Origin of the sequence: Pseudomonas sp. G34 (assembly GCF_031119625.1) — a bacterium.
GTDB lineage: Bacteria > Pseudomonadota > Gammaproteobacteria > Pseudomonadales > Pseudomonadaceae > Aquipseudomonas.
Genome location: NZ_JAVHZV010000020.1, coordinates 105,849 through 129,228, shown reverse-complemented (window position 1 = coordinate 129,228; position 23,380 = coordinate 105,849). Strand labels below are relative to the sequence as shown.

17 protein-coding genes and 1 tRNA gene are annotated in these 23,380 nt (G+C 65.2%); 10 read left to right on the top strand and 8 right to left on the bottom strand.

Annotated features, from left to right (window positions below; all coding sequences use genetic code 11):
* Nucleotides 1-71: 71 nt before the first annotated feature.
* Entirely contained in the window at nucleotides 72-1,193 is a 1,122-nt protein-coding gene (locus tag QYS36_RS14155; RefSeq protein ID WP_308840083.1) for a branched-chain amino acid ABC transporter substrate-binding protein, read from the bottom strand.
* Nucleotides 1,194-1,484: 291 nt separating this feature from the next.
* Here QYS36_RS14155 and QYS36_RS14150 point away from each other — a divergent pair, with 291 nt between their 5' ends.
* From QYS36_RS14150 to QYS36_RS14140, 3 genes are all read left to right on the top strand, one after another.
* Nucleotides 1,485-1,796: a DUF2288 domain-containing protein gene (locus QYS36_RS14150; protein ID WP_308840082.1), complete on the top strand. Its 312-nt coding sequence runs from the start codon at nucleotides 1,485-1,487 to the stop codon at nucleotides 1,794-1,796.
* A 199-nt stretch (nucleotides 1,797-1,995) separates the two neighbouring features.
* A complete protein-coding gene (locus QYS36_RS14145) occupies nucleotides 1,996-2,364 on the top strand; it encodes a DUF5064 family protein (protein WP_308840081.1) in 369 nt (122 codons plus the stop codon).
* A gap of 164 nt (nucleotides 2,365-2,528) precedes the next feature.
* Nucleotides 2,529-3,320 carry a TIM barrel protein gene (locus QYS36_RS14140; RefSeq protein WP_308840080.1) on the top strand — a complete coding sequence of 264 codons (792 nt, stop codon included), beginning with the start codon at nucleotides 2,529-2,531 and terminating at the stop codon, nucleotides 3,318-3,320.
* On the opposite strand, the gene mdoH is transcribed toward QYS36_RS14140, so the two are convergent.
* From mdoH to lon, 4 genes are all read right to left on the bottom strand, one after another.
* The gene (gene mdoH / locus QYS36_RS14135) at nucleotides 3,303-5,876 is read right to left on the bottom strand and encodes a glucans biosynthesis glucosyltransferase MdoH (RefSeq protein WP_308840079.1); all 2,574 of its coding nucleotides are present in this window, start codon (nucleotides 5,874-5,876) and stop codon (nucleotides 3,303-3,305) included. The two genes, QYS36_RS14140 and mdoH, sit on opposite strands and share 18 nt — an antisense overlap.
* On the bottom strand, nucleotides 5,873-7,417 hold the full coding sequence (locus tag QYS36_RS14130) for a glucan biosynthesis protein G (RefSeq protein WP_308840128.1): 1,545 nt from the start codon (nucleotides 7,415-7,417) through the stop codon (nucleotides 5,873-5,875). The genes mdoH and QYS36_RS14130 overlap by 4 nt, the downstream gene beginning before the upstream one ends.
* A gap of 143 nt (nucleotides 7,418-7,560) precedes the next feature.
* Complete coding sequence (locus QYS36_RS14125; protein ID WP_308840078.1) at nucleotides 7,561-8,817, bottom strand: acyltransferase; 1,257 nt, start codon at nucleotides 8,815-8,817, stop codon at nucleotides 7,561-7,563.
* Between the two features lie 402 nt (nucleotides 8,818-9,219).
* The gene (gene lon / locus QYS36_RS14120) at nucleotides 9,220-11,607 is read right to left on the bottom strand and encodes an endopeptidase La (protein ID WP_308840077.1); all 2,388 of its coding nucleotides are present in this window, start codon (nucleotides 11,605-11,607) and stop codon (nucleotides 9,220-9,222) included.
* Nucleotides 11,608-11,803: 196 nt separating this feature from the next.
* Here lon and QYS36_RS14115 point away from each other — a divergent pair, with 196 nt between their 5' ends.
* From QYS36_RS14115 to QYS36_RS14090, 6 genes are all read left to right on the top strand, one after another.
* Nucleotides 11,804-12,556: an AraC family transcriptional regulator gene (locus tag QYS36_RS14115; RefSeq protein WP_308840076.1), complete on the top strand. Its 753-nt coding sequence runs from the start codon at nucleotides 11,804-11,806 to the stop codon at nucleotides 12,554-12,556.
* A 176-nt stretch (nucleotides 12,557-12,732) separates the two neighbouring features.
* Complete coding sequence (locus QYS36_RS14110; protein ID WP_308840075.1) at nucleotides 12,733-13,410, top strand: methylamine utilization protein; 678 nt, start codon at nucleotides 12,733-12,735, stop codon at nucleotides 13,408-13,410.
* Complete coding sequence (locus QYS36_RS14105; protein WP_308840074.1) at nucleotides 13,397-15,703, top strand: EAL domain-containing protein; 2,307 nt, start codon at nucleotides 13,397-13,399, stop codon at nucleotides 15,701-15,703. The genes QYS36_RS14110 and QYS36_RS14105 overlap by 14 nt, the downstream gene beginning before the upstream one ends.
* 2 nt (nucleotides 15,704-15,705) lie before the next feature.
* The gene (locus QYS36_RS14100) at nucleotides 15,706-16,566 is read left to right on the top strand and encodes a DUF3034 family protein (RefSeq protein WP_374990457.1); all 861 of its coding nucleotides are present in this window, start codon (nucleotides 15,706-15,708) and stop codon (nucleotides 16,564-16,566) included.
* Nucleotides 16,567-16,571: 5 nt separating this feature from the next.
* Nucleotides 16,572-16,994, top strand: a complete 423-nt coding sequence (locus QYS36_RS14095; RefSeq protein ID WP_308840127.1) for a group 1 truncated hemoglobin — start codon at nucleotides 16,572-16,574, stop codon at nucleotides 16,992-16,994.
* A 79-nt stretch (nucleotides 16,995-17,073) separates the two neighbouring features.
* Nucleotides 17,074-17,529, top strand: a complete 456-nt coding sequence (locus QYS36_RS14090; RefSeq protein WP_308840072.1) for a GNAT family N-acetyltransferase — start codon at nucleotides 17,074-17,076, stop codon at nucleotides 17,527-17,529.
* 280 nt (nucleotides 17,530-17,809) lie between these two features.
* Here the strand turns inward: QYS36_RS14090 and QYS36_RS14085 are convergent, their stop codons facing one another.
* Genes QYS36_RS14085 through imuA form a run of 3 tightly spaced genes read right to left on the bottom strand, consistent with a single transcriptional unit; the run spans nucleotide 17,810 to nucleotide 22,924 of the window.
* On the bottom strand, nucleotides 17,810-20,896 hold the full coding sequence (locus QYS36_RS14085; RefSeq protein WP_308840071.1) for an error-prone DNA polymerase: 3,087 nt from the start codon (nucleotides 20,894-20,896) through the stop codon (nucleotides 17,810-17,812).
* The gene (locus tag QYS36_RS14080; RefSeq protein WP_308840070.1) at nucleotides 20,893-22,302 is read right to left on the bottom strand and encodes a DNA polymerase Y family protein; all 1,410 of its coding nucleotides are present in this window, start codon (nucleotides 22,300-22,302) and stop codon (nucleotides 20,893-20,895) included. Before QYS36_RS14080 ends, QYS36_RS14085 begins: the two co-directional genes overlap by 4 nt.
* Nucleotide 22,303: 1 nt before the next feature.
* Nucleotides 22,304-22,924 (bottom strand): translesion DNA synthesis-associated protein ImuA, encoded by a 621-nt coding sequence (gene imuA / locus QYS36_RS14075; RefSeq protein WP_308840069.1) that lies wholly within the window; start codon nucleotides 22,922-22,924, stop codon nucleotides 22,304-22,306.
* A 294-nt stretch (nucleotides 22,925-23,218) separates the two neighbouring features.
* On the opposite strand from imuA, the gene QYS36_RS14070 reads away from it, so the two are divergent.
* Nucleotides 23,219-23,308, top strand: a tRNA-Ser gene (locus tag QYS36_RS14070).
* Nucleotides 23,309-23,380 lie beyond the last annotated feature (72 nt).

Sequence of the window (23,380 nt, the reverse complement as noted above, 5' to 3'; positions counted from 1 at the left end):
CTTCCTCGCCTGTTCTTGCCTTGCAGGGCGCTAGCTCGCTAGCTCATGAATCAGCTTCTTCGGCGGGGGGCTTACTTGGCTTCGGACTTGGTGCCGTCCTGGTGCCATTCGTAGACCACGAAGTTGAAGTTCTTCAGGTCGCCTTTCTCGTCGAAACCGAGGGTGCCGGTCGGGGTTTCGAAGGTGTTGGCACGCAGGGCTGCGGCTACTTCGGCGGTGTCGGTGCTGCCGGCTTTCTTGATGCCTTCGGCAATGACTTGAACGGCAGCGTAAGCCGGGAATACGAACGGACCGCTCGGGTCTTCGTTCTTGGCCTTGAACGCTTCAACCAGCGCCTTGTTCTTCGGGTCCTGGTCGAAGGATTGCGGCAGGGTCACCAGCATGCCTTCGGAAGCCGGGCCGGCGATGGCCGAGATTTCCTTGTTGCCTACGCCTTCAGGGCCCATGAAACGAACGTCCAGGCCTTTTTCCTTGGACTGACGCAGCAGCAGGCCCAGTTCCGGGTGGTAGCCGCCGTAGTAGACGAAGTCGATGCCTTGCTGCTTGAGCTTGGCGATCAGCGAGGAGAAGTCCTTGTCGCCGGCGTTGATGCCTTCGAACACACCGACCTTCACGCCCTTGGATTCCAGGGTCTGCTTGACGGCGCTGGCGATGCCTTCACCGTACTGCTGCTTGTCGTGGATGACGGCGACGTTCTTCGGCTTCACGTGGTCGGCGATGAAGTTGCCGGCTGTCGGGCCCTGCAGGCTGTCCAGACCGATGGTGCGGAAGATCAGCTCGTAGCCACGGGCGGTGATTTCCGGGCTGGTAGCCGCCGGGGTGATCATCAGGATGCCTTCGTCTTCGTAGATGTCCGAAGCCGGCTGAGTGGAGCTGGAGCACAGGTGGCCAACGACGAACTTGGCGCCATCGTTGACGATCTTGTTGGCAACGGCCACGGCCTGCTTGGGATCGCACGCGTCATCGTAGACCACGCCTTCGAGTTGAGCACCGTTCACGCCACCGGCCTTGTTGATCTGCTCGATGGCCATCTTGGCACCGACGAACTGCATTTCACCGTACTGAGCGACGGCACCGGTCACCGGGCCAGCCATGGCGATCTTGATGGTGTCGGCGGCGACCGAGTAGCTGGCACAGCCAGCCAGGGCCATAGCGGCGAACAGCTTGGAAATCTGCTTAGTAGCGTTGTTCATAGTGCTCCACTCGTTGTGTTTTGTTGTAGTTCTGGTAGCCAAAGCAGCAGAACCGGAGTCGACTTCCGGCCAGATCCCCCGGCAACTGTACCGATACAGTGTAGAGCGCAGATTTGCGCCTTGGAAAGTCGGCAGTCGAAAGAGATCGGTAAGAATGTCGCGTAATTGCAAGAAATGTATAGAAAAACGGCTGGTTCCTGACCGCCGGGCGGTTGACAGTCCCTTGCCTGTCAGCCATCCGTCGTTATCATGGCGGCCGTCAAAAAACGGCCATCGAAATACGGAACTGCCATGAACCAAGAACCAAGCACCCTCTATGCCAAATTGCTCGGCGAAACCGCTCCCATCACCTGGCAAGAGCTGCAGCCGTTCTTCGCTCGCGGCTCGTTACTGTGGGTCGACAGCGAGCAGGACCTGATCGAGGTGGCCGAAGCGGTCGCCGAAAACCGTCAGGAGGTGGTCGCCGCCTGGCTGGAAGCGGGGCGTGTCGCGGTGTTGAGCGATACCCGTGCCGAGGACCTGCTCAATCGTGATCCGTCGCTGTGGGCCGTGGTCGTCGCTCCCTGGGTGCTGGTGCAGGAACGCGCCGAAAAGAAGCACTGAGTTCAAACGGGCGTATCAAGCCCTCTGCGCTGGGTATTTGCAGCGCCTTGTCTGTTTCGAATTTGCCCACTATTGGTGCTTTGTGTGCTCATTTGTGGTGCGGTCGGGTTTTCGCATCATCCTCTGTCGGCACTGTCTATGGTGAAGAGTCCGAAGCTGACTGGCGCTTCGGTCAATCCCTCAGCACAGGAGGCAACCCATGTTCGAGCCCGGCCATTTCCATCGCAGCAACAGCGTGGCAACCGCTGACATTCCGCTCTACGCCATCGACCTGCATTACGACATCCGCCAGGATGCGGCCGAGGGGCCGATGCTGCACATGACCCTGAAAGGCGAGGTCGACGGTACGGCCTTCGAAGAGTCCTTCGAGTTGCACCGCGACACCGCCTTCAACTTCGCCAGTGTGGTCAGCCGCCTGGCGCACAAGCATGGCCTGCCGACGAGCGTGGTGCTGATCAGCCACGAGCACGAGGAATTCGACCAGATGTTCGAGGACATTCGTCATCGGCTCGATGCCCACAGCGGCGATCCGGTCGATCTCGATCATCTGCAAAAGGACGGCCTGTAAGAAGTTGCTCACGCGGCAACCAAGAGGCAGAACGGTCGCTCAGCGATGGCGTGGGAGCGGCTTCAGCCGCGAGTTCTTCACGTTCAGCTAGCTAGGCAAATCGAGGCTAAAGCCTCTCTATCGCCCGTGCCGAGCTATCGAGCGGGCAGCCCAGGGAGTCGTACATGAAGCTATCCGCCAACCTGACCATGCTGTTCACCGAGCGGCCTTTGCTCGAGCGCATCGTCGCTGCTGCGGCAGCGGGTTTCGACGGTGTGGAAATCCAGTTCCCCTATGAGGTGCCGGCGCTGCGCCTGAAGGATCAGCTTGAGCGGGCAGGGCTGCCGCTGGCGTTGATGAATTTTCCGGGCGGCGATTTTGTCCAGGGCGGCCCTGGGCTGGCAGCGGTGCCGCAGCGCCAGGATGCATTCGATAAAGCGTTGCAGGAGGCGCTGACCTACGCGGCCATGGTAAGGCCGAGCGTGATCAATGTGCTGCCCGGGCGGCTGGCCGAGGACCTGACGCGCAAGCAGGCACTGGACACCTTGGCCGGCAATATCCGTAAGGCGGCCGAGGCGTTCGGACTGCTCGGCATTGGCGTGGTCAGTGAGGCAATCAATCCCCTCGACATGCCGGGCTTTCTGGTCAATACGCCGCAGCACCTGCAGGCGCTGCTGGCTGCCGTTGACCACGGCAATTTCCGGGCGCAGCTGGATATCTACCATATGGCCCGACAGGGCATCGATCCGGTGGCTGCCATCGAAATGCTGGCCGGGCGAATCGGCCATGTGCAGTTCGCCGACTGTCCGGGGCGTGGTGCGCCAGGCAGTGGCAGCATCGATTTCATCGCGGTGCACAAGGCGCTGGAGAAGGCCGCTTACCGCGGCTGGCTGGGCGCCGAGTACCGCCCCGAAGAGGGCGATACCCGTGCCAGCCTGGGCTGGATGGCCGCGTGGCGGTCAGTTCACCAGGGGTGAGCCGGTGCTGACCGGCGCCAGCTTGAGCGCCTGGTTGTCATGCCTTGGCTGGGCCGGCGGGCTCTGCTGATAAGCATGGCGCCACAGCGGGTGCTGCTCGGCCTGCTGCCACAGCTGTGCATGCAAACGAGCCAGCAGCACCGGGTCGCTGAGCAGCGCCAGCTTGCGCTTGCCATCGAGCTTTTTCGGGCCCAGTTCCAGGGCTTCGCCCAGGGCACGCTGGCGCGCCTGTTCGAGCAGCGGTGCCTGGCCGTGACGCGCGGTGGCCATGGCGCAGGCCAGAGCGTTGGGGAACGGGCGCAGCACCGCTTCGATAAAGCCGTTTTCCATCGCGTGTTCGCGGTTGTGCCGCGTGTAGGCGTAGGTCGACAGCAGCTCCTGGGGCGGGTTGGACTCCTCGGGAATCAGGAACAGCTTGGCCTTCTTGCTCCCCAGGCCCAGGCTCAGGCGGCTGGAGAACACCGACACCGGGATCGACAGCATCAGCGAAACCACGATCGGGGACAGCCACCACAGGAAGTTCGGGTCGAGCCAGGCCACGCCGGCCATCCAGACCATGCCCAGCAATGCCTGCCAGCCATGACGGCGCGTGGCGTCGCCCCAGGTGGTGATGCCGTTGTCACGCTGTGGGGAATTCCAGGTGGCGGACCAACCGAGGAATGCCGCGGTGACGAACATGGTGTGGAACAGCATGCGCACCGGCGCCAGCAGCACCGAGAAGAACATCTCCAGGAGCATGCTCAGCGTGACCTTGAAGGCGCCACCGTAGGCCTTGGCACCCTTGATCCAGATCAGGATCACCGCTAGCAGCTTGGGCAGGAACAGCAAGGTCAGGGTGGTGGAAAACAAGGTCACCGCTAACTGAGGGTTCCAGCGTGGCCACACCGGGAACAGCTGGCCCGGCACCAGGAAGTACTGCGGCTCCATCAACGTGTGAATGGCCAGCAGGGCAGTGGAGAGCAGCAGGAACATGAACCACAGCGGCGCCGACAGGTAGGACATCACGCCGGTCAGGAACACCGCGCGGTGTACCGGGTGCATGCCCTTGACGAGGAACAGGCGGAAGTTCATCAGGTTGCCGTGGCACCAGCGACGGTCACGCTGCAGCTCGTCGATCAGGTTCGGCGGCAACTCTTCATAGCTGCCCGGCAGGTCGTAGGCGATCCACACCCCCCAGCCGGCGCGGCGCATCAAGGATGCCTCGACGAAGTCGTGGGACATGATCGCGCCAGCGAACGAGCCCTTGCCCGGCAGCGGTGCCAGGGCGCAGTGCTCGATGAACGGCTGCATGCGGATGATCGCGTTGTGACCCCAGTAATGGGATTCACCAAGCTGCCAATAATGCAGGCCGGCGGTGAACAGCGGGCCGTAGGCGCGGGTGGCGAATTGCTGCAGGCGCGCATACAGGGTGTTCATGCCCGCGGCTTTCGGCGAAGTCTGGATGATGCCGGCCTGGGGGTTGGCCTCCATCAGGCGCACCAGCTTGGTCAGGCATTCGCCACTCATCACGCTGTCGGCGTCGAGCACCACCATGTAGCGGTAGTCGCCACCCCAGCGGCGGCAGAAATCGTCGATATTGCCGCTCTTGCGCTTCACCCGGCGGCGGCGGCGGCGGTAGAAGATCTTGCCGAAGCCCTCGGTCTCCTGGCACAGCTCCAGCCAGGCGCGCTGTTCGGCGACGGCAATGTCGGCGTCGCCGGTGTCGCTGAGGATGAAGAAATCGAATTGCTCGAGCTCGCCAGACGCTTTGACCGACTCATAGGTGGCGCGCAGGCCGGCGATAACCCGGGGTACGTCCTCGTTGCAGATCGGCATGATGATCGCGGTACGCGCCTGCGGGTCGATCGGCTCGTCGCCGGCGCTGCTGCCGGAAATGCCGTAGCGGTCGTAGCCGCGCAGCAGTTCCCAGAAACCCATCAGGGCCGTCCAGAAACCGGCCGACACCCAGCAGAACAACAATGAGAACAGCGCCAGGATGCTGCCTTGCACGAGGTAGGGCAGGACCTGGAAGAAGCTTTCCTGCCAGCCTTGCTCCATCACCTCCTGCAGGTTGATCAGCGCCCAGCCCTGGTAGGGCAGGATGCTGTTCATGTACCAGGTGGCGACGGCTGTCTGGCCGAGCATCAGCAACAGCAAGACGTGCCGGCGCAGCGAGCCGACCCGGCGCCAGCGCGCTGGCTCCAGTTCGCGCTTGGGCGGGCGCGGCGGATTGCGCTTGCCAAACAGCGAGCGCAGGCCGCGGCTCAACAGGTTGGTGTGCCACGGCTCGGGGGTCATCTTGGTGCGGTTGAGCGGCGGCGTGGCGCGCAGCACTGGCCGGCCGGCGGCGTCCAGCGACAGCAGGCCGGTGTCTTGCAGCGACTCGCCGGCGCCCAGCTCGATGCGTCGGGCGGCGGACTGGTGCACCGCCTGTTCGGCATCGGCTGCCTGCACGCCGGCGAGGCGGCTGTGCAGTTCGCCGAAGTCGCGGCAATCAGCCAGTGCGTCACGCTCGGCGGCACTCAGAGGCAGGCTGTCCAGGTACTCGTCCAGGGCGGACTGCTCGGTGGTTTTCATTGCGGGGCAACCGTATTGGGCGGAAGTTGATAGCTCCAGGTCTCGCTGAGGGTCTTGTCACCCTCGACCAGAGCCGCGCGCATTTCTACCGCTTGCTTGGGATCCTTGACCTTGAAGCGCACCGTCATGCGCCAGCCTTTGGTGGCCTTGTTGTACTGCAGGTGGTTGTCCAGCACCTCGGCGTTGTCGTTGATGCTGAAGTTGCTGGCCACCGCGGCGTCGGGCTTGAGCGCCTCCAGGGACGGGCCTTCGAAGTCGACCAGCAGGGCGATGCTGCCATCGAGCTTGCGGGTCAGGTTGGGCTGCTTGACCTCACCGGCGCTGCGCATGGTCTGCTTGACCCAGGCGATGTCCTGGCCCAGCTGGGCACGCTCGTCCTTGGTCCAGTGCATGCGGTAGTCGAACTGCATCGGCTCGCCCGGCTTGGGCTGCTCGTCAGGCGTCCAGAAGGCGACGATGTTGTCGTTGGTTTCGTCCGGGGTGGGAATCTCCACCAGTTCGACCTTGCCCTTGCCCCATTCGCCCTTGGGCTCGATCCACACGCTGGGGCGCTGCTCGTAATGGTCGTCGAGGTCTTCGTACTGGGCGAAGTCACGGCCGCGTTGCAGCAAGCCGAAACCTTTCGGGTTCTGCACTTCGAAGGTGCTCACCGCCAGGTTCTGCGGGTTGTTCAGGGGGCGCCAGATATGCTCGTCGCTGCCGGTGTGAATCGCCAGGCCATTGGCGTCGTGCAGGGCAGGGCGATAGTTGGCCTTGGTCGAGCGCTGGTTGCTGCCATACAGGAACATGCTGGTCAGCGGCGCGACGCCCAGCTTGCTGACGTTGTCGCGCAGGAATACCCGCGATTGCACATCGACCACCGCGTCCTTGCCGGGGCGCAGGATGAAGCGGTACGCGCCGGTGGCGCGGGGCGAGTCGAGCAGGGCGAAGATCACCAGGTGCTTGTCGCCGGCTTTCGGGCGCTCGATCCAGAACTCGCGGAAATAGGGGAATTCCTCGCCGCTGGGCAGCGCGGTATCGATGGCCAGGCCGCGGGCCGAGGTGCCGTAGACCTGATCCTTGCCCACCACCCGGAAGTAGCTGGCGCCGAGCAGGCTCATGATCTCGTCGAGCTTGCCCTTTTCATTGATGGGGTACATGACGCGAAAGCCCGCGTAGCCCAGATCCTTGGTGGCATCCTTGTCGACCTTGACGTCGCCGAAGTCGAAGCGCTCGGGGTCGTATTTGATCTCGTTGACGCTGGTGGCGGTGACTTCGTTGATCTTCACCGGGGTCTCGAAGTGCATGCCCTGGTGATAGAAGCTCAGCTTGAAGGGCGTCTTGCTGTCGGCCCATTCGTACTTGTCTTCACGTGCCTTGATCTGCTGGTAGTCCTTGAACGACAGGGTGCGCAGTTCGCTGGGCAGGTTGCTGGCAGATGCCGCGTAGGGTTTGTCCAGCAGTCCCTTGGCTTGCGAAGCCACGTCATCGAGGGAGAAAGCCAGCACCTGGGCACTGAACAGTGTGGTGGTACAGGCCAGGCACAGCGCGGCTGGAAGCATGCTGTGGCGGACAGATGCCTTGACGGTTTTGAGGATCACGGATCCCTCCAGAAAACAGTAAGAAACAGCGGCACGGTCGGCCGAACATCTCCTTCCGACCGTCGCCGTTGCAGATGATTCCTGGGAATTTCCTTTCCTTTGGCTCAGCTTGTGCTACGCCGCACGGGCAGCCACTTGAGCAGCCGTTTGCGGGTCGGCACCACGGCGTTCTCCTGGGCCCACACGCAGAGGATCACGGTCAGCAGCAGGAACAGCGGGTAGAAGACGATCGACAGCTCCTGCTCGCCAGCCTGCGCCGCGCACTGCGCCCAGTTGGCGAAGCATTCGCCGGAGGCCACGCCGAGCAGTTTTTCCGAGCGTGAGAACAGGGTGAAGGCCGGCACGTGCAGCACGAACAGCGGCAGCGAGGCGGCGCCCAGGCGCTGTGACCAGCGTTGCACCGATTCGCTGTTTGGCGAGGCTGCCAGGGCGCAGAGGTAGATCAGCATGATCTGCGCCGGCAGCAGCAGGCCGTTGTGCAGCAGGTAGTACCAGAACTGCGGCCCTTCGATCAGCCAGGCCGTGCCGAGGAAACAGGCCAGCACCGTGGCGATCATCAGCCCGACCCCGCCAGCACCCGGCGTGCGGCCGGCATCCTGCAGGTCGCGGAACAGGCCGTAGGCGAGGATGCCGGCGAGAAACTCGGGCAGGCGCACCAGCGGGTTGCGGTGCAGGATGCCGGTGAACGGCATGCCGTAGTCACCGTTGAGAATCACCAGCAGCGGCGGAATCAGGTAGATCAGGGTGATGATGCCCAGCCACAGCACCTTGTGCTTCAGGCGCGCCAGGCGCGGCGCCACGAAGGGGAAGGTGAGGTAGAAGAAGAACAGCGTGGAGATCGACCACAGTGGCGCGTTGAAGGTCAGGTAGAAGGGGTTCCAGGCCTGCAGCATCAACAGTTGCAGCACGCTGTTGAAGGCCAGCTCGCCGTTGCTCATGAAATGCTCGAGCGTGGCGCGCGAGATGTCGGTCATGTCTTCGTTGGTGTCGTACACCACGAAGCGCACGCTGGCCTTGGTGTCGTCCGGCGGAATGCCCAGGCTGCTGATGACGAAGATCACCGAGATGGTCAGCAGCAGCGAAAAGATATGCAGCGGGTAGAGGTTGGCGAAGCGCCGGCTCCAGAAACTCACCGCCGGTTCGCGCATCTGGCCGCGCTGGCAGTACACGTGGGCGAGCAGAAAGCCGGAGAGCACGAAGAAGGTACTGGTGGCGAAGAAGCCCGCGCCGCTGAGCTGCTTGAGGATTGGCAACTGCTGTTCGGGGTAGTTGTGCAGGGTGTGGAAGACCACGATGTACAGGCCGAGTATGAAGCGCAGCCACTCGAGCCCGATGAAATGTTCCTTGTCGGTGCGGGGCATCCCCGTTCTCCTTATATCGACTATCGCCCCGCCACGGATCGACCTGCACGGGCGAGCCTCACGGCAGCCGGGTCAGGTTCTGACAGCAGCATTCGGGTTTCGATCTATCGATTTGCCAGCAGGCAGGCACGGGGGGCTACAAGAGCCTGTTCACGATCTTGCGAGCTAGAGCCCTACAGGTCTGACAGAGATTTTGTGGAGCAGGCCGGGGGGTGATCCGCTTTAGCCTCGATTTTGCCTGACCAGGCGTAAAGAGCTCGCGGCTAAAGCCCCTCCCACGAGATCGCCAACGGCCGCTATCGCCATGTCGCAGCCAACGTGGATAGAACCGGGCATGAAGATCGTGAACAGGTACTAAGCGGTAGCGAGCTGCCCCGTCAGGCAGCCCGCAGCATAGGACGGTCAGTCGAACAGCACCTTGGCGACATCGCTGAAGCGCTTGGCGAAGTGCACGGTGATGCCCTGCTTGAGGTAGTCCGGCAGCTCTTGATAGGAGCCGCGGTTGGCCTCGGGCAGGATCAGCTCGTGAATCTTCTGCCGGCGCGCGGCGATCACCTTCTCGCGCACGCCACCGATGGCCAGCACCTGGCCGGTGAGGGTCAGCTCGCCGGTCATCGCCACGCCCTTCTTCGGCGCCTGGTTGCGGGCCAGGGACAGCAGGGCGCTGGCGATGGTGACGCCAGCGCTCGGGCCGTCCTTGGGCGTGGCGCCTTCGGGTACGTGCATGTGCACGAAGGCCTGGTCGAAGAAGGTCGGGTCGCCCTTGTAGGTCTTCAGGTTGGAGCTGACGTAGCTGTAGGCGATCTCCGCCGATTCCTTCATCACCTCACCGAGCTGGCCGGTGAGCTTGAAGCCACGGTTGAGGGTGTGGATGCGCGTCGCCTCGATCGGCAGCGTGGCGCCGCCCATGCTGGTCCAGGCCAGGCCGGTGATCACGCCGACGCCGGAGAGCACCTGCTCGCTGCGAAACACCGGCATGCCCAGGTAGCCTTCCAGGTCCTTGGCGGCGATCTTCACCTTGCTTTGCGGGTCTTCGAGCAGCTTGACCACCGCCTTGCGCACCAGCTTGCCGAGCTGCTTTTCCAGCTGGCGCACGCCGGCTTCGCGGGCATAGCCTTCGATCAGGGCGCGCAGGGCGCTGTCGCTGATCGACAACTGCTTGGCCGACACGCCGGCCTTGTCCAGTTGCTTGGGCCACAGGTGGCGCTTGGCGATGGCCAGTTTCTCCTCGGTGATGTAGCCGGACAGGCGAATCACTTCCATACGGTCGAGCAGCGGCCCGGGAATCGAGTCCAGGGTGTTGGCGGTACACACGAACAGCACCTTGGAGAGGTCCAGGCGCAGGTCCAGGTAGTGGTCGAGGAATTCGACGTTCTGCTCGGGGTCGAGGGTTTCCAGCAGCGCCGAGGCCGGGTCGCCCTGGAAGCTGCTGCCCATCTTGTCGATCTCGTCGAGCATGATCACCGGGTTCATCACCTCGACATCCTTGAGCGCCTGCACCAGCTTGCCGGGCAGGGCGCCGATGTAGGTGCGGCGATGGCCCTTGATCTCGGCCTCGTCACGCATGCCGCCGACCGAGAAGCGGTAGAACGGCCGGCCCAGGGATTCGGCGATGGACTTGCCGATGCTGGTCTTGCCCACGCCCGGCGGGCCGACCAGCAGCACGATGGAACCGGCGATCTCGCCCTTGAAGGCGCCCACGGCGAGGAACTCGGTAATCCGCTGCTTGATGTCGTCCATGCCGGCATGGTGATCGTCGAGCACCTTGCGGGCATGCTTGAGGTCGAGCTTGTCCTTGCCGACCACGCCCCAGGGCACGCTGGTGGCCCAGTCCAGGTAATTGCGGGTCACCGCGTATTCCGGGGAGCCGGTTTCCAGCACGGAGAGTTTGTTCATCTCCTCGTCGATGCGCTTGCGCGCCTGTTCGGGCAGGGTCTTGCCCTCCAGGCGCCCGCTGAACTGCTCGGCGTCGGCGCTGCGGTCATCCTTGGTGATGCCCAGTTCCTGCTGGATGATCTTCAACTGTTCCTTGAGGAAGAACTCGCGCTGGTGTTCGCCCACCGAGCGGTTCACCTCGTCGGAGAGTTCGTTCTGCAGGCGTGCGACCTCGACTTCCTTGCGCAGCAGCGGCAGCACCTTTTCCATGCGCTTGAGAATCGGCACGGTGTCGAGCACTTCCTGCAGCACCTTCGATTGCGCGGTGGTCAGCGCGGCGGCGAAGTCGGTGAGCGGTGAGGGGTCGTTGGGGCTGAAGCGGTTGAGGTAGTTCTTCAACTCCTCGTTGTACAGCGGGTTGAGCGGCAGCAGCTCGCGGATCACGTTGATCAGCGCCATGGCGTAGGCCTTGACCTCGTCACGCGAGTCATTGGCGTTGCGCGGGTAATCCACCTCGGCCAGATAGGGCGGGCGGTGATGCTTGAGCCAGCCGCGGATACGCACGCGGGTCAGGCCCTGGGCGACGAACTGCAGCTTGCCGTCGTCGTTGCTGACATGGTGCACACGCACCACGGTGCCGTGTTCGGGCAGGCTGGAGGTGTCGAAGTGGCGGGGGTCGGTGACCGGCTTGTCGACGTAGAACAGGGCCAGGGTCTTGTGCTCGGTCTTGCTGACCAGCTCCAGGGTTTCCGCCCAGTGTTCCTCGTTGACGATCACCGGCAGCACCTGCGCCGGGAAGAACGGGCGGTTGTGGATCGGAATCACATAGAGTTTGTCCGGCAGGTTCTGGCCGGGCAGCATCAGGCTGTGGCTGGTCTGCTCCGAAGCGATTTCGATATCGTGCGGGTCGTTCATGCGGCACCTGTCCATTGACGTTGAGGGTTAGATGGGGCGCCGCCGGCTTTTTTCAACATTTATTCGTGGCTCAGGCGTTTCGCTTGTCGGCCCTGCGACACTGGGGTTGTCGCGGCTTCAGGCGTCCTGTCGCCACCCATACAGTTTTGCCCGGCAACGCGGTAGAGTGGGCACTTCGCCCATCGAGTCGCGAATCATGCTCAAGGCCCGCCTCATGCGCCTGGACGATCAGGCCCACGAACATACCCACGACCATCACCAATTGGTGATGTCGGTGTCCGGGCGTGCCGAGTTCGAGGTGGTGGGGCGGGGTGGTGAGGTCTGCCGCATGCGTGCCTGCCTGGTGCCGGGCGATGCCGACCACCAGTTCGCCGGTATCGGCGACAACCGCATGCTGATCGTCGACCTCAACGAGCAGGACATGAGCAGCGAAGACCTGCAGCTGCTCGGTCACCTGTTCGACACCCCGCGCTACCCGCAACTCGATGCCGACTTCCAGCACCTGCTCTGCTACGCCGGCGCCGAGCTGGAGCGCTACGGCAGCGACCCGATGCTGGCCCGTTCGCTGGGCGGCGTGCTGCTGCGCGCCCTGCACCTGCGGCTGTTCGGCGAGCCGTCCGTTCGCGGCCACGGCTCGCTGGACGTGCAACGCCTGGACGGTTACATCGCCGACAACCTGGCGCGGCGCATCAGCGTGGCCGAGCTGGCCCATGTCGCCTGCCTGAGCCCGAGCCACTTCCACGCGCAATTCAAGGACAGCGTCGGCCTCACGCCGCACCAGTACCTGCTCAAGGCGCGCCTCGATCGCGCCACTCGTCTGTTGCGTGGCAGCGGGTTGCCGCTGGTGCGTATCGCCGAGGAGTGCGGTTTCTCCAGCCAGAGCGCGCTGACCACCGCCATGCGCCGCTACCTGGGGCTCACGCCAAAGCGTCTGCGCGGCAGCGAATAACCCCAGGCCCAAGGGTTGCGGCCATTTCGTCCGATAGTGGCGTTTTGCCTGTTATGGCCGCTATAAAAGCTCGAACTTATCGCCGCGGGCGGCTAATCTTTCCCGCAGACCTTCCTGATCAGCGCAGAGGCCCCTGTGGCCTTTCGGCAGGGCTGGCCGGCCCTTGACGAGCTCCTATGACCAAACCTTTGTTCCTTGCTGCACCTCTGTATCTGATTGGCGCGCTGGGCCTCGTCGAGGCCGCCAGTCTGCAGGGCGCTGTGGTGGACGCCAAGGGCGCGCCGCTGGGCAATGCCGTGGTGACGCTGCAGGGCCCGGCAGGTGGCGCCGCCGCGCCCGGCAAGGCGGTGATGGACCAGCAGGAGATGCGTTTCGTGCCCAGTGTGCTGGCCGTGCGTACCGGCACCGCGGTGACCTTTCCCAATCGCGACGACATTCGTCATCAGGTTTATTCGTTCTCGCCGGCCAAGCGCTTCGAGCTGCGGCTGTACCAGGGGACCCCCAGCGAGCCGGTGCTGTTCGACAAGCCCGGCCTGGTAGTACTGGGCTGCAATATCCACGACTGGATGGTGGGCTACATCTATGTCACCGATGATCCCTGGTTCGCGGTCAGCGATGCCGAGGGCAAGGTCAGCTTCGACAACCTGCCGGCTGGCGACTACCGCGTGACCCTCTGGCATTCGGCGCTGCCCGACATGCAGCCGCACCAGGGCGAGGCGTTGAAGGTCGAGGGCGCCGCGGCGCAGCGCTTCGCCCTGCCGGTCGAGGCCGCCGGTGAAGCCGAGCCACCGGGCGCGCCGCCCAGCGCCTTTGGTGATGCCTTCAAGAAAGCCGTGGAACATGGTTCGCACTAGCTTCCAGGCGCGTATCGCCAGTGTGCTGATCCTGCTGTTGCTGGTGGTGATCGGCGCGCTGTATTTCGCCGTGCAGGCGGCCACCACTGCCTCGATCCGCACCCAGGCGCGTGAGCAACTGGAGGTGGGAACCGGCGTGTTCGGGCAACTGCTCGACGTCCATGCGCGGCAGTTGCGTGATGCGGTACAGGTGCTGACCAGCGATTTCGGTTTCCGCGAAGCGGTGGCCAGTGGCGACGAGGCGACCATCCGCTCGGCGCTGTTCAACCATGGCGCGCGGATCAACGCCGGCCTGGTGATGATGTTCGACATGGACGGCAAGTTGACCGCCAGCACGTTGGCGCCGCTCTCGGTGGCGCAGGCCGAGCGGATCAACGGGCAACTCAGCCAGCATGGGCAGAGCCTGCTGATGCCGGTCGATGGCCGCATCTATCTGCTGGTGCAGGCCACCGTCAATGCGCCGGTGCCGATTGCCCGGCTGGTGACGGGTTTCTCCATCGACGAAGGTTTCGCCCGCGAACTGAACCAGCTGACTCACCTGGAATTGACCCTCACCGGCAGCCTGGAAGGCCAGCCGGACGTGCGCGTGAGCACCCTGCCGGACATGCCGATGATCACCTTCGACGGCGACAGCGGCGAGGTCATGCATGGTGACGAACCCTTCCTGGTGCAACGCCTGGTAATCGCCAGCGGCGACGGTTTCCGCGTGCAGGCGCTGTTGCAGCGTTCCCTCGAACAGGCCCGTGGCTCGGTGGCCGCCCTCAACAGGCAGATTCTGCTGATCGCCGTGGCCGCCCTGGTGGCCTCCCTGCTCGGTGCGCTGTTGCTGGCGCGCAGCCTGTCGCGGCCAATCCGCCTGCTGGCCGGTGCGGCCCAGCGTGTTGGCCAGGGCGACTACGACGTGCCCCTGGCCCTCGACCGCTCCGATGAACTCGGCAGCCTGGCCAGCGCGTTCCAGAGCATGCAGCAGGGCATTGCCGAACGGGAACGGCAGCTGGCCCACAATGCCCTGCATGATCCGCTGACCGGCCTGCCCAATCGCAACCTGGCCCTCGAGCGCCTGAGCAGTGCGATCATGGCCCGGCGGCATATCGCCTTGCTGTACCTGAGCATCGGCAACTTCCGCACGGTCAGCGAAAGCTGCGAGGCAGGGGGTGGTGATCGCGTCATGCAACAGCTGGCCGCCCGCCTGCAGGCGGCGTTGCGCCCCGCCGACAGCCTGGCACGGCTGCGCGGCGACGAGTTCGTGCTGCTGCTCGATGGCGCCGATGTCGACAGCGCGGTGGCCACGGCCGACCGGGTGCAGCAGCTGTCGATGAAGCCTTTTCGTGTCGACAACCTCGACATCGCCCTGGATTGCCGCATCGGCATTGCCGGCTACCCCAGCGATGGGGTGACGCCTGAAGAACTGCTGCGCCGCGCCAGCATCGCCATGCAGGACGCCGGCCACCTGGCCGGTCGCATCCAGGTCTACGAGTGTGGCCGCGATGCCGCCCAGCAGCGCCAGGTGCAACTGATCCGCGACCTGCGCCGCGCCGCCCAGCGTGACGAACTGCTGCTGCACTACCAACCCAAGCTGGACCTGCGCAATCCGGCGTGCCTCCAGGCCGAAGGCCTGCTGCGCTGGCAGCACCCAGAGTTCGGCATGGTCTCGCCGGGCGAATTCATTCCGTTGGCCGAGCGCACCGGCAGCATCCAGACCCTCACCGCCTGGGTGATCGAGGAGGGCGTGCGGCAGTTGCAGGCCTGGCGCCAGCGTGGCCAGGTGGTGCAGTTGTCGCTGAACATCTCCACCGAGGACCTGGTCGATGGCGAGCTGCCTACCCGCGTCGGCCGCTTGCTGGCGCATTACCAGATTCCCGCCTCGCAGCTGATCTTCGAAATCACCGAGAGCGGCGTGATGCTCAACCCGGCCGTGGCCTTGCAGGTGCTCCACGGGCTGCGTGAAAAAGGTATCGGCCTGTCGGTGGACGATTTCGGCACCGGCTACTCTTCACTGGCACAGCTCAAGCGCATGCCGGTGCAGGAGTTGAAGATCGACCAGTCCTTTATCCGCGAGCTGGACGACACCAGCGAAGACGCGGTGATCGTGCGCTCGACCATCGAGATGAGCCACAGCCTGGGCCTCAAGGTAGTGGCCGAAGGCGTCGAGCTGCAGCGCAGCCTGGACCTGCTCGACCGCTGGCAGTGCGACAGCGTGCAGGGCTACCTGATCAGCCGACCGCTGACCGCGCAAGCGTTCGAGGCCTGGATGCAGCGGCCGTTAACCTCTCCCGTTTCCCTGGTGCATTGACCATGTGGCTATCGCAACTGACCGGTGCCCTGCTGTTGGGCATGTTCACCTCGACCGCCCTGGCCGGCGAGGGGCGCTTGCTGGCCACCGGCGGTGCCAGCAGCCTGGAAGGTGCTGCCGGCGGCGGCATCACGCCCTGGTCGGTGCTGGCCGGCTATGGCGAGAAGGGCGAGTGGGGCGCCGACGTGTTCGCCACCCGGGTGGAAACCGCTGACTACCGCCTGGATGTGGCCGGCATGGCCGTGGCCTATGACAACCGCATCGAACTCTCCTACGCGCGCCAGCGCCTCGATTTGGGCAACCTGGCGCGCAACCTGAGCCTGCCGGAAAACAGCCTCAGCCAGGACATCTTCGGCCTCAAGGTGCGCCTGTTCGGCGACCTGATCTACGACCAGCTGCCCCAGGTTTCCCTGGGCATCCAGCACAAGCGCCAGAAGGACTTTCTGATTCCCAGCCTGGTCGGTGCCCGGCGCGACGAAGACACCGAGGGCTACCTGAGCGCCAGCCGGCTGATCCTCGGCGGCGCCTTTGGCTACAACCTGCTGCTCAACGGTGGCGTGCGCTACAGCCGTGCCAACGAGCTGGGCCTGCTGGGTTTCGGCGGCGACCGCCGTGACCGCCGCTCGCTGCTCAAGGAAGGCTCGCTGGCCGTGCTGCTCAACCGCCAGTGGGCCGTGGGCGTGGAGTACCGGGAAAAATCGGACAACCTCAACTTCGCCGGTGAGAGCGACTGGGCCGACCTGTTCGTCGGCTACTTCCCCAACAAGCACCTGGCCATCGTGCTGGCCTACGCGCGCCTCGGCGAGATCGCCACGCTGGACAACCAGAATGGCGCCTACCTGTCCGTGCAGGGGAGTTTCTGAGCATGCTGCGTTCCCTGTGCATCGCGCTGCTGGCGCTGGTACTGATCGGTTGCGCGCAGCAGCCGGGCAAGGACGACAGCCTGTACCGCGACCTCGGCGAGAAGCCCGGCATCACCCGCATCGTCGAGGGCATGCTGCTCAACGTGGCAGGCGACCCGCGCATCGTGCAGTTCTTTGCCAGGGTGGATATCGCCGGGCTGCGTGACAAGCTGGTCGACAAGTTCTGCGTGATCGCCGGCGGGCCCTGCGTTTATACCGGCGATACGCTCGAGGAAAGCCACAAGGGCCAGAACCTGACGCCCAGCCACTTCAACGCGCTGGTCGAGAACCTGCAGGCGTCGATGGACAGCCAGGGCGTGCCGACGCCCGTGCAGAATCGCCTGCTGGCGCGCCTGGCCGCCCTGCGCGGGCAGGTGATCGAGAAGTAGAGCGGCTGCGCCGATGACGAAACGCGGCCAAGCGGGTAGAGTCGCCGGCTGTCCCTGAGCCTCCAGCCGCGAGCCGACCATGTCCATCACCTGGCACTGCAAACACCATACCGAACTGACCAAGACCGAGCTGTACGCCGCGCTGGCGCTGCGTACCCAGGTGTTCGTGGTGGAGCAGAACTGCCCGTATCTGGAAGTCGATGGCCGCGACCTGGAGGGCGATACCTGCCACCTGCTGGGTTGGCGCGGTGAGGAGCTGGTGGCCTACCTGCGCCTGCTCGACCCGGCGCTCAATGACGGCGAGGTGGTCATCGGCCGCGTGGTCACCGCACCCAGCGCCCGCGGCACCGGGCTCGGCCACGGCATGATGGAGCAGGCCCTGCTGGCCTGCGGGCTGCGCTGGCCGGGCCTGCCGGTGTACATGTCCGCCCAGGCGCACCTGCAGGGTTACTACGGCCGCTACGGGTTCGTGGCCGCCACCGCCGAATACCTGGAAGACGATATCCCCCACGTCGGTATGCGCCGGGCACTGTAAGGGCTGCGACCTGGGTCATCCTGTGGGAGCGCGCCATGCGCGCGACAGCTTCGCGGGCATGGCCCGCTCCCACGATCCAGGAACGTAGCCCCGTAGGATGGGCGCAGCCCATCAACACTGCCGCCGATCTACAGGAGCAACCCACTGCAGCCATCTTTGTGGGAACGCGCGGGGACGCCTAGTTCGTTCCCACACCTTGTGAAGCCACCACCCCGTAGGATGGGCGAAGCCCATCAACACTGCCGCCGAGCTATAAGAGCAACCCACTGCAGCCCATCGCTCAATGAAAATCCCGACTACGCACATCCAGCCCCACTAGCCAGTCGGTCAGGTCGACCAGCCGCCCGGCGATCACGTGCTGTACGCCGTTGGCGGCTTCCAGGTGACCATCGATACGCAGCAGCCGCGATTGCAGCAGCGTCTTGCGCTGGCGCTCGGCCAGCTCCAGGCGCACCAGCACGTTGATCATCCCGAACTCGTCTTCCAGGGTGACGAAGGTCACGCCGCTGGCGGTCTGTGGGCGCTGGCGGCCGATCACCAGCCCGGCCACGCTGACCATTCGCCCAGGCTCCACAGCTTCCAGTTCACGGCGGCTGCGGCAGCGCACGGCCCTGAGCTTGCTGCGCAGCAGCGCCAGCGGATGGGGGCCGAGGGTGGTGCCCAGGGTCGCATAGTCGGTCAGCAGGTTTTCACCAACGCTGGGGCGTGGCAGTTCGATGCGGGTTTCGGTTGTTGCCGGCAGGCTGGCGAACAGCGGCAACTGCGGTTCCACCCCGGCGATGGCCCAGCGCGCCTGGTGGCGATGGCCTACCAACGCCTGCAGGGCACCGGCATCGGCCAGCCGAGTGCGGGCATTGCTGTCCAGGCGAGCGCGCTGGCAGAGGTCGGCGATATCGCTGAATGGGGCCTGCTCGCGGGCGGCGGCAATCCGCAGCGCCGCGTCTTCACGAAAACCCTTGACCAGGCACAGCCCCAGGCGAATGGCCGGCTGCGCTTTGCCGATATCCTCCAGGGTGCACTCCCAGGCGCTGTGGCGCACGTCCACCGGGTGGACGCGCAGGCCGTGGCGACGGACGTCCTGCAATACCTGGTCGGGGTTGTAGAAGCCCATCGGCCAGCTGTTGATCAGCGCGCAGGCGAAGGCCGCCGGCTCGTGGCACTTGAGCCAGCAGCTGGCATAGGTGAGCAGGGCGAAGCTGGAGGCATGGGATTCGGGAAAGCCGTAGCTGCCGAAGCCCTTGATCTGCTCGAAGATGCGCGCGATATAGCTGGGCTCGTAACCCTTCTCGAGCATGCGCCTGGTCAGCCGCTCGCGGTGCGGTTCCAGGCCGCCATGACGCTTCCAGGCGGCCATGGCGCGACGCAGTTCGTCCGCTTCGCCGGGTGTGTAATCGGCAGCGATGATCGCCAGCTCCATCACCTGTTCCTGAAACAGCGGCACGCCGAGGGTGCGCTCGAACACCGGCTGCAGTTCCTCGGAGGGGTAGGTGACCTTTTCTTCCCCGGTGCGGCGGCGCAGGTAAGGGTGCACCATATCGCCCTGGATCGGCCCCGGCCGTACGATGGCCACCTGGATCACCAGGTCATAGAAGGTCTTTGGCCGCAGGCGCGGCAGCATGGCCATCTGCGCACGGGATTCGATCTGGAACACGCCCAGGGTGTCGGCGCGGCTGATCATCTGGTAGGTGGCCTGGTCCTCGGCCGGCAGGCTGGCCAGCGTCCAGCGCTTGCCGCGGTAGGCGGCCAGCAGGTCGAAGCAGCGGCGCAGGGCGCTGAGCATGCCGAGGGCCAGCACATCGACCTTGAGCAGGCCGACGGCGTCGAGGTCGTCCTTGTCCCACTGGATCACGGTGCGCTCGGCCATGCTGGCGTTTTCCACCGGCACCAGGGTGTCGAGGGGCGTCTCGGAAATCACGAAGCCGCCGGGGTGCTGGGACAGGTGGCGGGGAAAGCCGATCAGCTCGCCTGCCAGCACCAGCACCCGGTGCAGCACCTTGCTCTGCGGGTCGAAGCCGGCTTCGCGCAGGCGCTCGGCATCCGGGATGCGATCGCTCCAGCGCCCGCAGCAACCGGCCAGGGCGTTGATCTGGTCGGGCGGCAGGCCCAGGGCCTTGGCCACGTCACGAATCGCCCCGGCGCCATGGTAGGTGCTGACCACCGCGGTCAGCGCTGCGCGCTCACGGCCATAACGGCGGAACACGTACTGGATGACTTCCTCGCGGCGGTCGTGCTCGAAATCCACGTCGATATCCGGCGGCTCGTTGCGCTCGCGGGACAGGAAGCGCTCGAACAGCAGGCGGCTGCCCTTGGCCATCGGGTTGAGTTCGGTGATGCCCAGCACGAAGCACACCGACGAGTTGGCCGCCGAGCCACGGCCCTGGCAGAGGATCGACTGCTCGCGGGCGAAGCGCACGATATCGTGCACGGTCAGGAAGTAGCTTTCGTAGCCCAGCTCGCAGATCAGCGAGAGCTCTTTGTCTATCTGCTTGCGTACTTTCTCGGTAATGCCGTCAGGCCAGCGCCAGCGAATACCGTCCTCGACCAGCTGGCGCAGCCAGGAACCGGCGTCATGGCCGGCCGGCACCAGCTCGTGGGGATACTGGTACTTGAGCTCATTAAGGTCGAACCGGCAGCGCTCGGCGATGCGCAGGGTTTCGGCGAGCAATTCGGGTGGATACAGCTCGGCCAGTTCCTCGCGGCGGCGCAGGTGGCGCTCGCCATTGGCGAACAGATGGGCGCCGGCTTCGGCTACCGGCAGGTGGTGGCGGATGGCGGTCATGCAGTCCTGCAGGGCGCGGCGGCCACGGGCGTGCATGTGCACGTCGCCACAGGCCACGGCGGAGATGCCCAGCTGCCGGGCCAGATCCAGGCCATGCTGCAACAACGCCGCATCGTCCGCGCCACGGTGCAATTCCACGCCCAGCCACAGGCGCTCGGCAAAGCGCTCGCGCAACCAGGCACCGGCCATGGCGTCGTCGTCCGGCCCTGGCAGCCAGATGGCCAGCAGCCCGTCCGGCGCCACGGGCAGATCCTCGTCGCGCAGAACGTAGTGGCCCTTTTCCGCACGTCGTCTGGCGCGGGTGATCAGCGCACAGAGGCGCTGGTAACCAGCAAGGTTCTCGACCAGCACAACCAGCCGGGCGCCGCTTTGCAGGCTCAGCTCGCTGCCGACGATCAGCTTCACCTTATGTTCTTTGGCGGCTTGCCAGGCCCGCACGATGCCGGCCAGGGTGCATTCGTCGGTGATCGCCAGGGCGCGGTAGCCGAGCAGCTTGGCGCGTTCGATGAGTTCGGCGGCGCTGGAGGCTCCGCGCTGGAAGCTGAAGTTCGACAGGCAGTGCAGCTCAGCGTACTCGGGCAGGCTCATGCGAACCAGCCGTGCAGCCGCAACGGGCCGTCTTCGCCGACACTGCGAAAGGCCCAGCCGCGCTGGCCGCTGCGGGTCTCGATCAGGTAGTAGTCGCGGCGCACGTCCTCGCCATCCCACCAGCCGGATTCGATCCGCTCGGGGCCGCTGAGAATATGCAGCGGCTCGCGCAGCACCTGCGGCTCCGGCAGCAGCCAGCTGGGCCGGGCACCGCTCGGGGTGGGCAGTGCAGCGCGGTTGGTATCGGTGCGCCAGGCCTTCTCCGGGCGGTGGTCGGCATGGGCGGCCAGGCCTTGCACGGCGTCGTCGCCCAGGCGTGCGCGCAGGCGTTCACGCAGCTGCTCCCAGCCCAGGGTTTGTTGCGGGCGATCCTCGAACAGCGCCTGGTGCTGCGGCACGAAGATCGGCAGGTCGCGGGCCACCAGGCGCAGCGCCAGCACCGGGGATGGCAATTGCAGCTGTTCCAGGCGGCCGCGGGTGAACTCCAGCAGCATCGCCGCCTCCCGTTCGGCGCTGAGCAGGCCGACCGGCAACAGGCTGTCGTCACCGTCACGGTGTTCCAGGTGCAGCACGAAACGCTGCACGCCACAGTCCCGGCCCGCCAGGTAGGCGGCCAGGTCCGCGATCAGGCGGCGCAGTGGAAACAGCAGGGCCTGGGTCGACTCCACTTCGAAGTGCAGCTCCAGCCGGCTGTCGAACACATCCGGCGGGCGGTAGTAATCGAGCGCCAGCGGGCGCAGGCCCATCAGGGTATCCAGGCCAGCCAGCAACTCGGGCGGGAAGCGCCGCGCCAGGCTGTCGCGGGGCAGCGCCTGCAGCTGGCGCACCTGGCGCAGGCCCATGCGCGCCAGCGCCGTGACCAGTTCTTCGGGCAGGCCGATGCGCTCCAGCGGCATGGCCGCCAGGCGCTCGCGCAGGGCCTGCTCGTCGGTGATCGCCAGGCCATCGTGCAGGTTGGCGAGCATGCGCGCTGCGGCCGGGTGGTGTGCCAGGGTGATGCGATGGCGAAAGCCCAGCGCCGTCAGCTCCTCACGCAAGCGCGCCTCGAAGCGCGGCCAGGGGCCGAACAGGGTCAGGCTCGATTGCACCTCGAGCAACAGGCAGCGCGGATAGTGCAGGCTGACCTGGGAGCTGAAGCCATAGGCCCAGGCGGCCAGGAAACTGCGCCAGCGCTCGATGTCGGCGGGCTCGTACTCGGCGCTGGCGAACGCACAGTTCAGGGATTGCGCAGCCGTCAGCGTCAGCCCGGGGCGCAGGCCGAGTGCCCGGGCGGGCTGATTGACCGCCTGCAACACGCGCCGCTGTGGCGTACCGCTGAGCAGTACCAATGGCGTGTCATGGTCCTCACGGCCACGCAGCACGCCGTCCATGGCCAGTTGCGGCAACAGGATGCAGGCCCAGCGCATCTCAAAGGCCCCAGGCGCTCAAGGCAAACACCCGCGCTGGCGGCTGCCCACCTCGGCACTTGAGCACCCGCACTTGCGCGGGTTGCGCTTCGATGGTCAGGCGCAAGGCGGCCGGTGAAGGATTGCGTGCCTCGTGCAGCGGGCGGTAGGCGAAGGCCAGGGTCTGCCCGGTTTCCGCGGCGATCTGCAGGCGGCGCAGGGCGCGGTCATCGGCACGCTGCGGCCAGAGCACCACGGCGCCGCAACTGCCCGAGCGCAGGCACTGCTCGGCTGCCCACAAGGCATCCCGTGCGCTCGCCTGGATCAGCGTCAGCTGCTTCAGCTCCACTCCAGCCGCCAACCAGGCGCTGGGGTAGGGCAGGTAGGGCGGCGCGACCAGCACCACCCGCTCCCCGGCAGCGCTCAGGCGCGCCAGCGTCGCCAGCACTACACGCAACTCGCCAATGCCCGGCGCCTCGACCAGCAGCTCGCTCAACGCCGCCTCCGGCCAGCCACCGCCTGGCAGCGAGGCATCCAGCACCGCATTGCCCGTGGGCTGGTGGCCACTGGGCGCGACAATGCCCTGGCCACGCCAGATACGGCGTTCATTGAGCAGATGATCGATAGCGACGACGGAAGACATGGCAGGCAGAGGGCAAGAAAAATACTGTTCAAATGTACAGTATTTTACCTTGCCGACAAGGTGCTATCCGTCGAGTGGATGACGCACGGTTCTGGCAGCACGGCTCCTCTGGCGGCTGGCTTAGGGTGCACAGCCCCGAGGCAGCGGGCCATGGAGCACCGAATCCAGCGCGCCAATCAGCCCATGCAGCCCAGTCGTTACCCCGCAAATGAGCCAAGCATTTGATAGCACGCGAAAAAAATTACGCGATGGGCTTCGCCAAAGCGAAATCTGCTGATATCATGCGCGCCGCCTGGGAAGATGCCGGAGTGGCCGAACGGGACGGATTCGAAATCCGTTGTATCAGCGATGGTACCTAGGGTTCAAATCCCTATCTTCCCGCCATATCTAAAGCCTAAGCCCCTGAAATTCATAGAGTTTCGGGGGTTTTTGCTTTTCAGGGCCTACCGACTGTCG

Excerpts from the sequence above, each read along its gene's own strand:
- QYS36_RS14155 (WP_308840083.1), bottom strand. The coding sequence starts at position 1,193 with ATGAACAACGCTACTAAGCAGATTTCCAAGCTGTTCGCCGCTATGGCC.
- QYS36_RS14150 (WP_308840082.1), top strand. The coding sequence starts at position 1,485 with ATGAACCAAGAACCAAGCACCCTCTATGCCAAATTGCTCGGCGAAACC.
- QYS36_RS14145 (WP_308840081.1), top strand. The coding sequence starts at position 1,996 with ATGTTCGAGCCCGGCCATTTCCATCGCAGCAACAGCGTGGCAACCGCT.
- QYS36_RS14140 (WP_308840080.1), top strand. The coding sequence starts at position 2,529 with ATGAAGCTATCCGCCAACCTGACCATGCTGTTCACCGAGCGGCCTTTG.
- mdoH (WP_308840079.1), bottom strand. The coding sequence starts at position 5,876 with ATGAAAACCACCGAGCAGTCCGCCCTGGACGAGTACCTGGACAGCCTG.
- QYS36_RS14130 (WP_308840128.1), bottom strand. The coding sequence starts at position 7,417 with ATGCTTCCAGCCGCGCTGTGCCTGGCCTGTACCACCACACTGTTCAGT.
- QYS36_RS14125 (WP_308840078.1), bottom strand. The coding sequence starts at position 8,817 with ATGCCCCGCACCGACAAGGAACATTTCATCGGGCTCGAGTGGCTGCGC.
- lon (WP_308840077.1), bottom strand. The coding sequence starts at position 11,607 with ATGAACGACCCGCACGATATCGAAATCGCTTCGGAGCAGACCAGCCAC.
- QYS36_RS14115 (WP_308840076.1), top strand. The coding sequence starts at position 11,804 with ATGCTCAAGGCCCGCCTCATGCGCCTGGACGATCAGGCCCACGAACAT.
- QYS36_RS14110 (WP_308840075.1), top strand. The coding sequence starts at position 12,733 with ATGACCAAACCTTTGTTCCTTGCTGCACCTCTGTATCTGATTGGCGCG.
- QYS36_RS14105 (WP_308840074.1), top strand. The coding sequence starts at position 13,397 with ATGGTTCGCACTAGCTTCCAGGCGCGTATCGCCAGTGTGCTGATCCTG.
- QYS36_RS14100 (WP_374990457.1), top strand. The coding sequence starts at position 15,706 with ATGTGGCTATCGCAACTGACCGGTGCCCTGCTGTTGGGCATGTTCACC.
- QYS36_RS14090 (WP_308840072.1), top strand. The coding sequence starts at position 17,074 with ATGTCCATCACCTGGCACTGCAAACACCATACCGAACTGACCAAGACC.
- QYS36_RS14085 (WP_308840071.1), bottom strand. The coding sequence starts at position 20,896 with ATGAGCCTGCCCGAGTACGCTGAGCTGCACTGCCTGTCGAACTTCAGC.
- QYS36_RS14080 (WP_308840070.1), bottom strand. The coding sequence starts at position 22,302 with ATGCGCTGGGCCTGCATCCTGTTGCCGCAACTGGCCATGGACGGCGTG.
- imuA (WP_308840069.1), bottom strand. The coding sequence starts at position 22,924 with ATGTCTTCCGTCGTCGCTATCGATCATCTGCTCAATGAACGCCGTATC.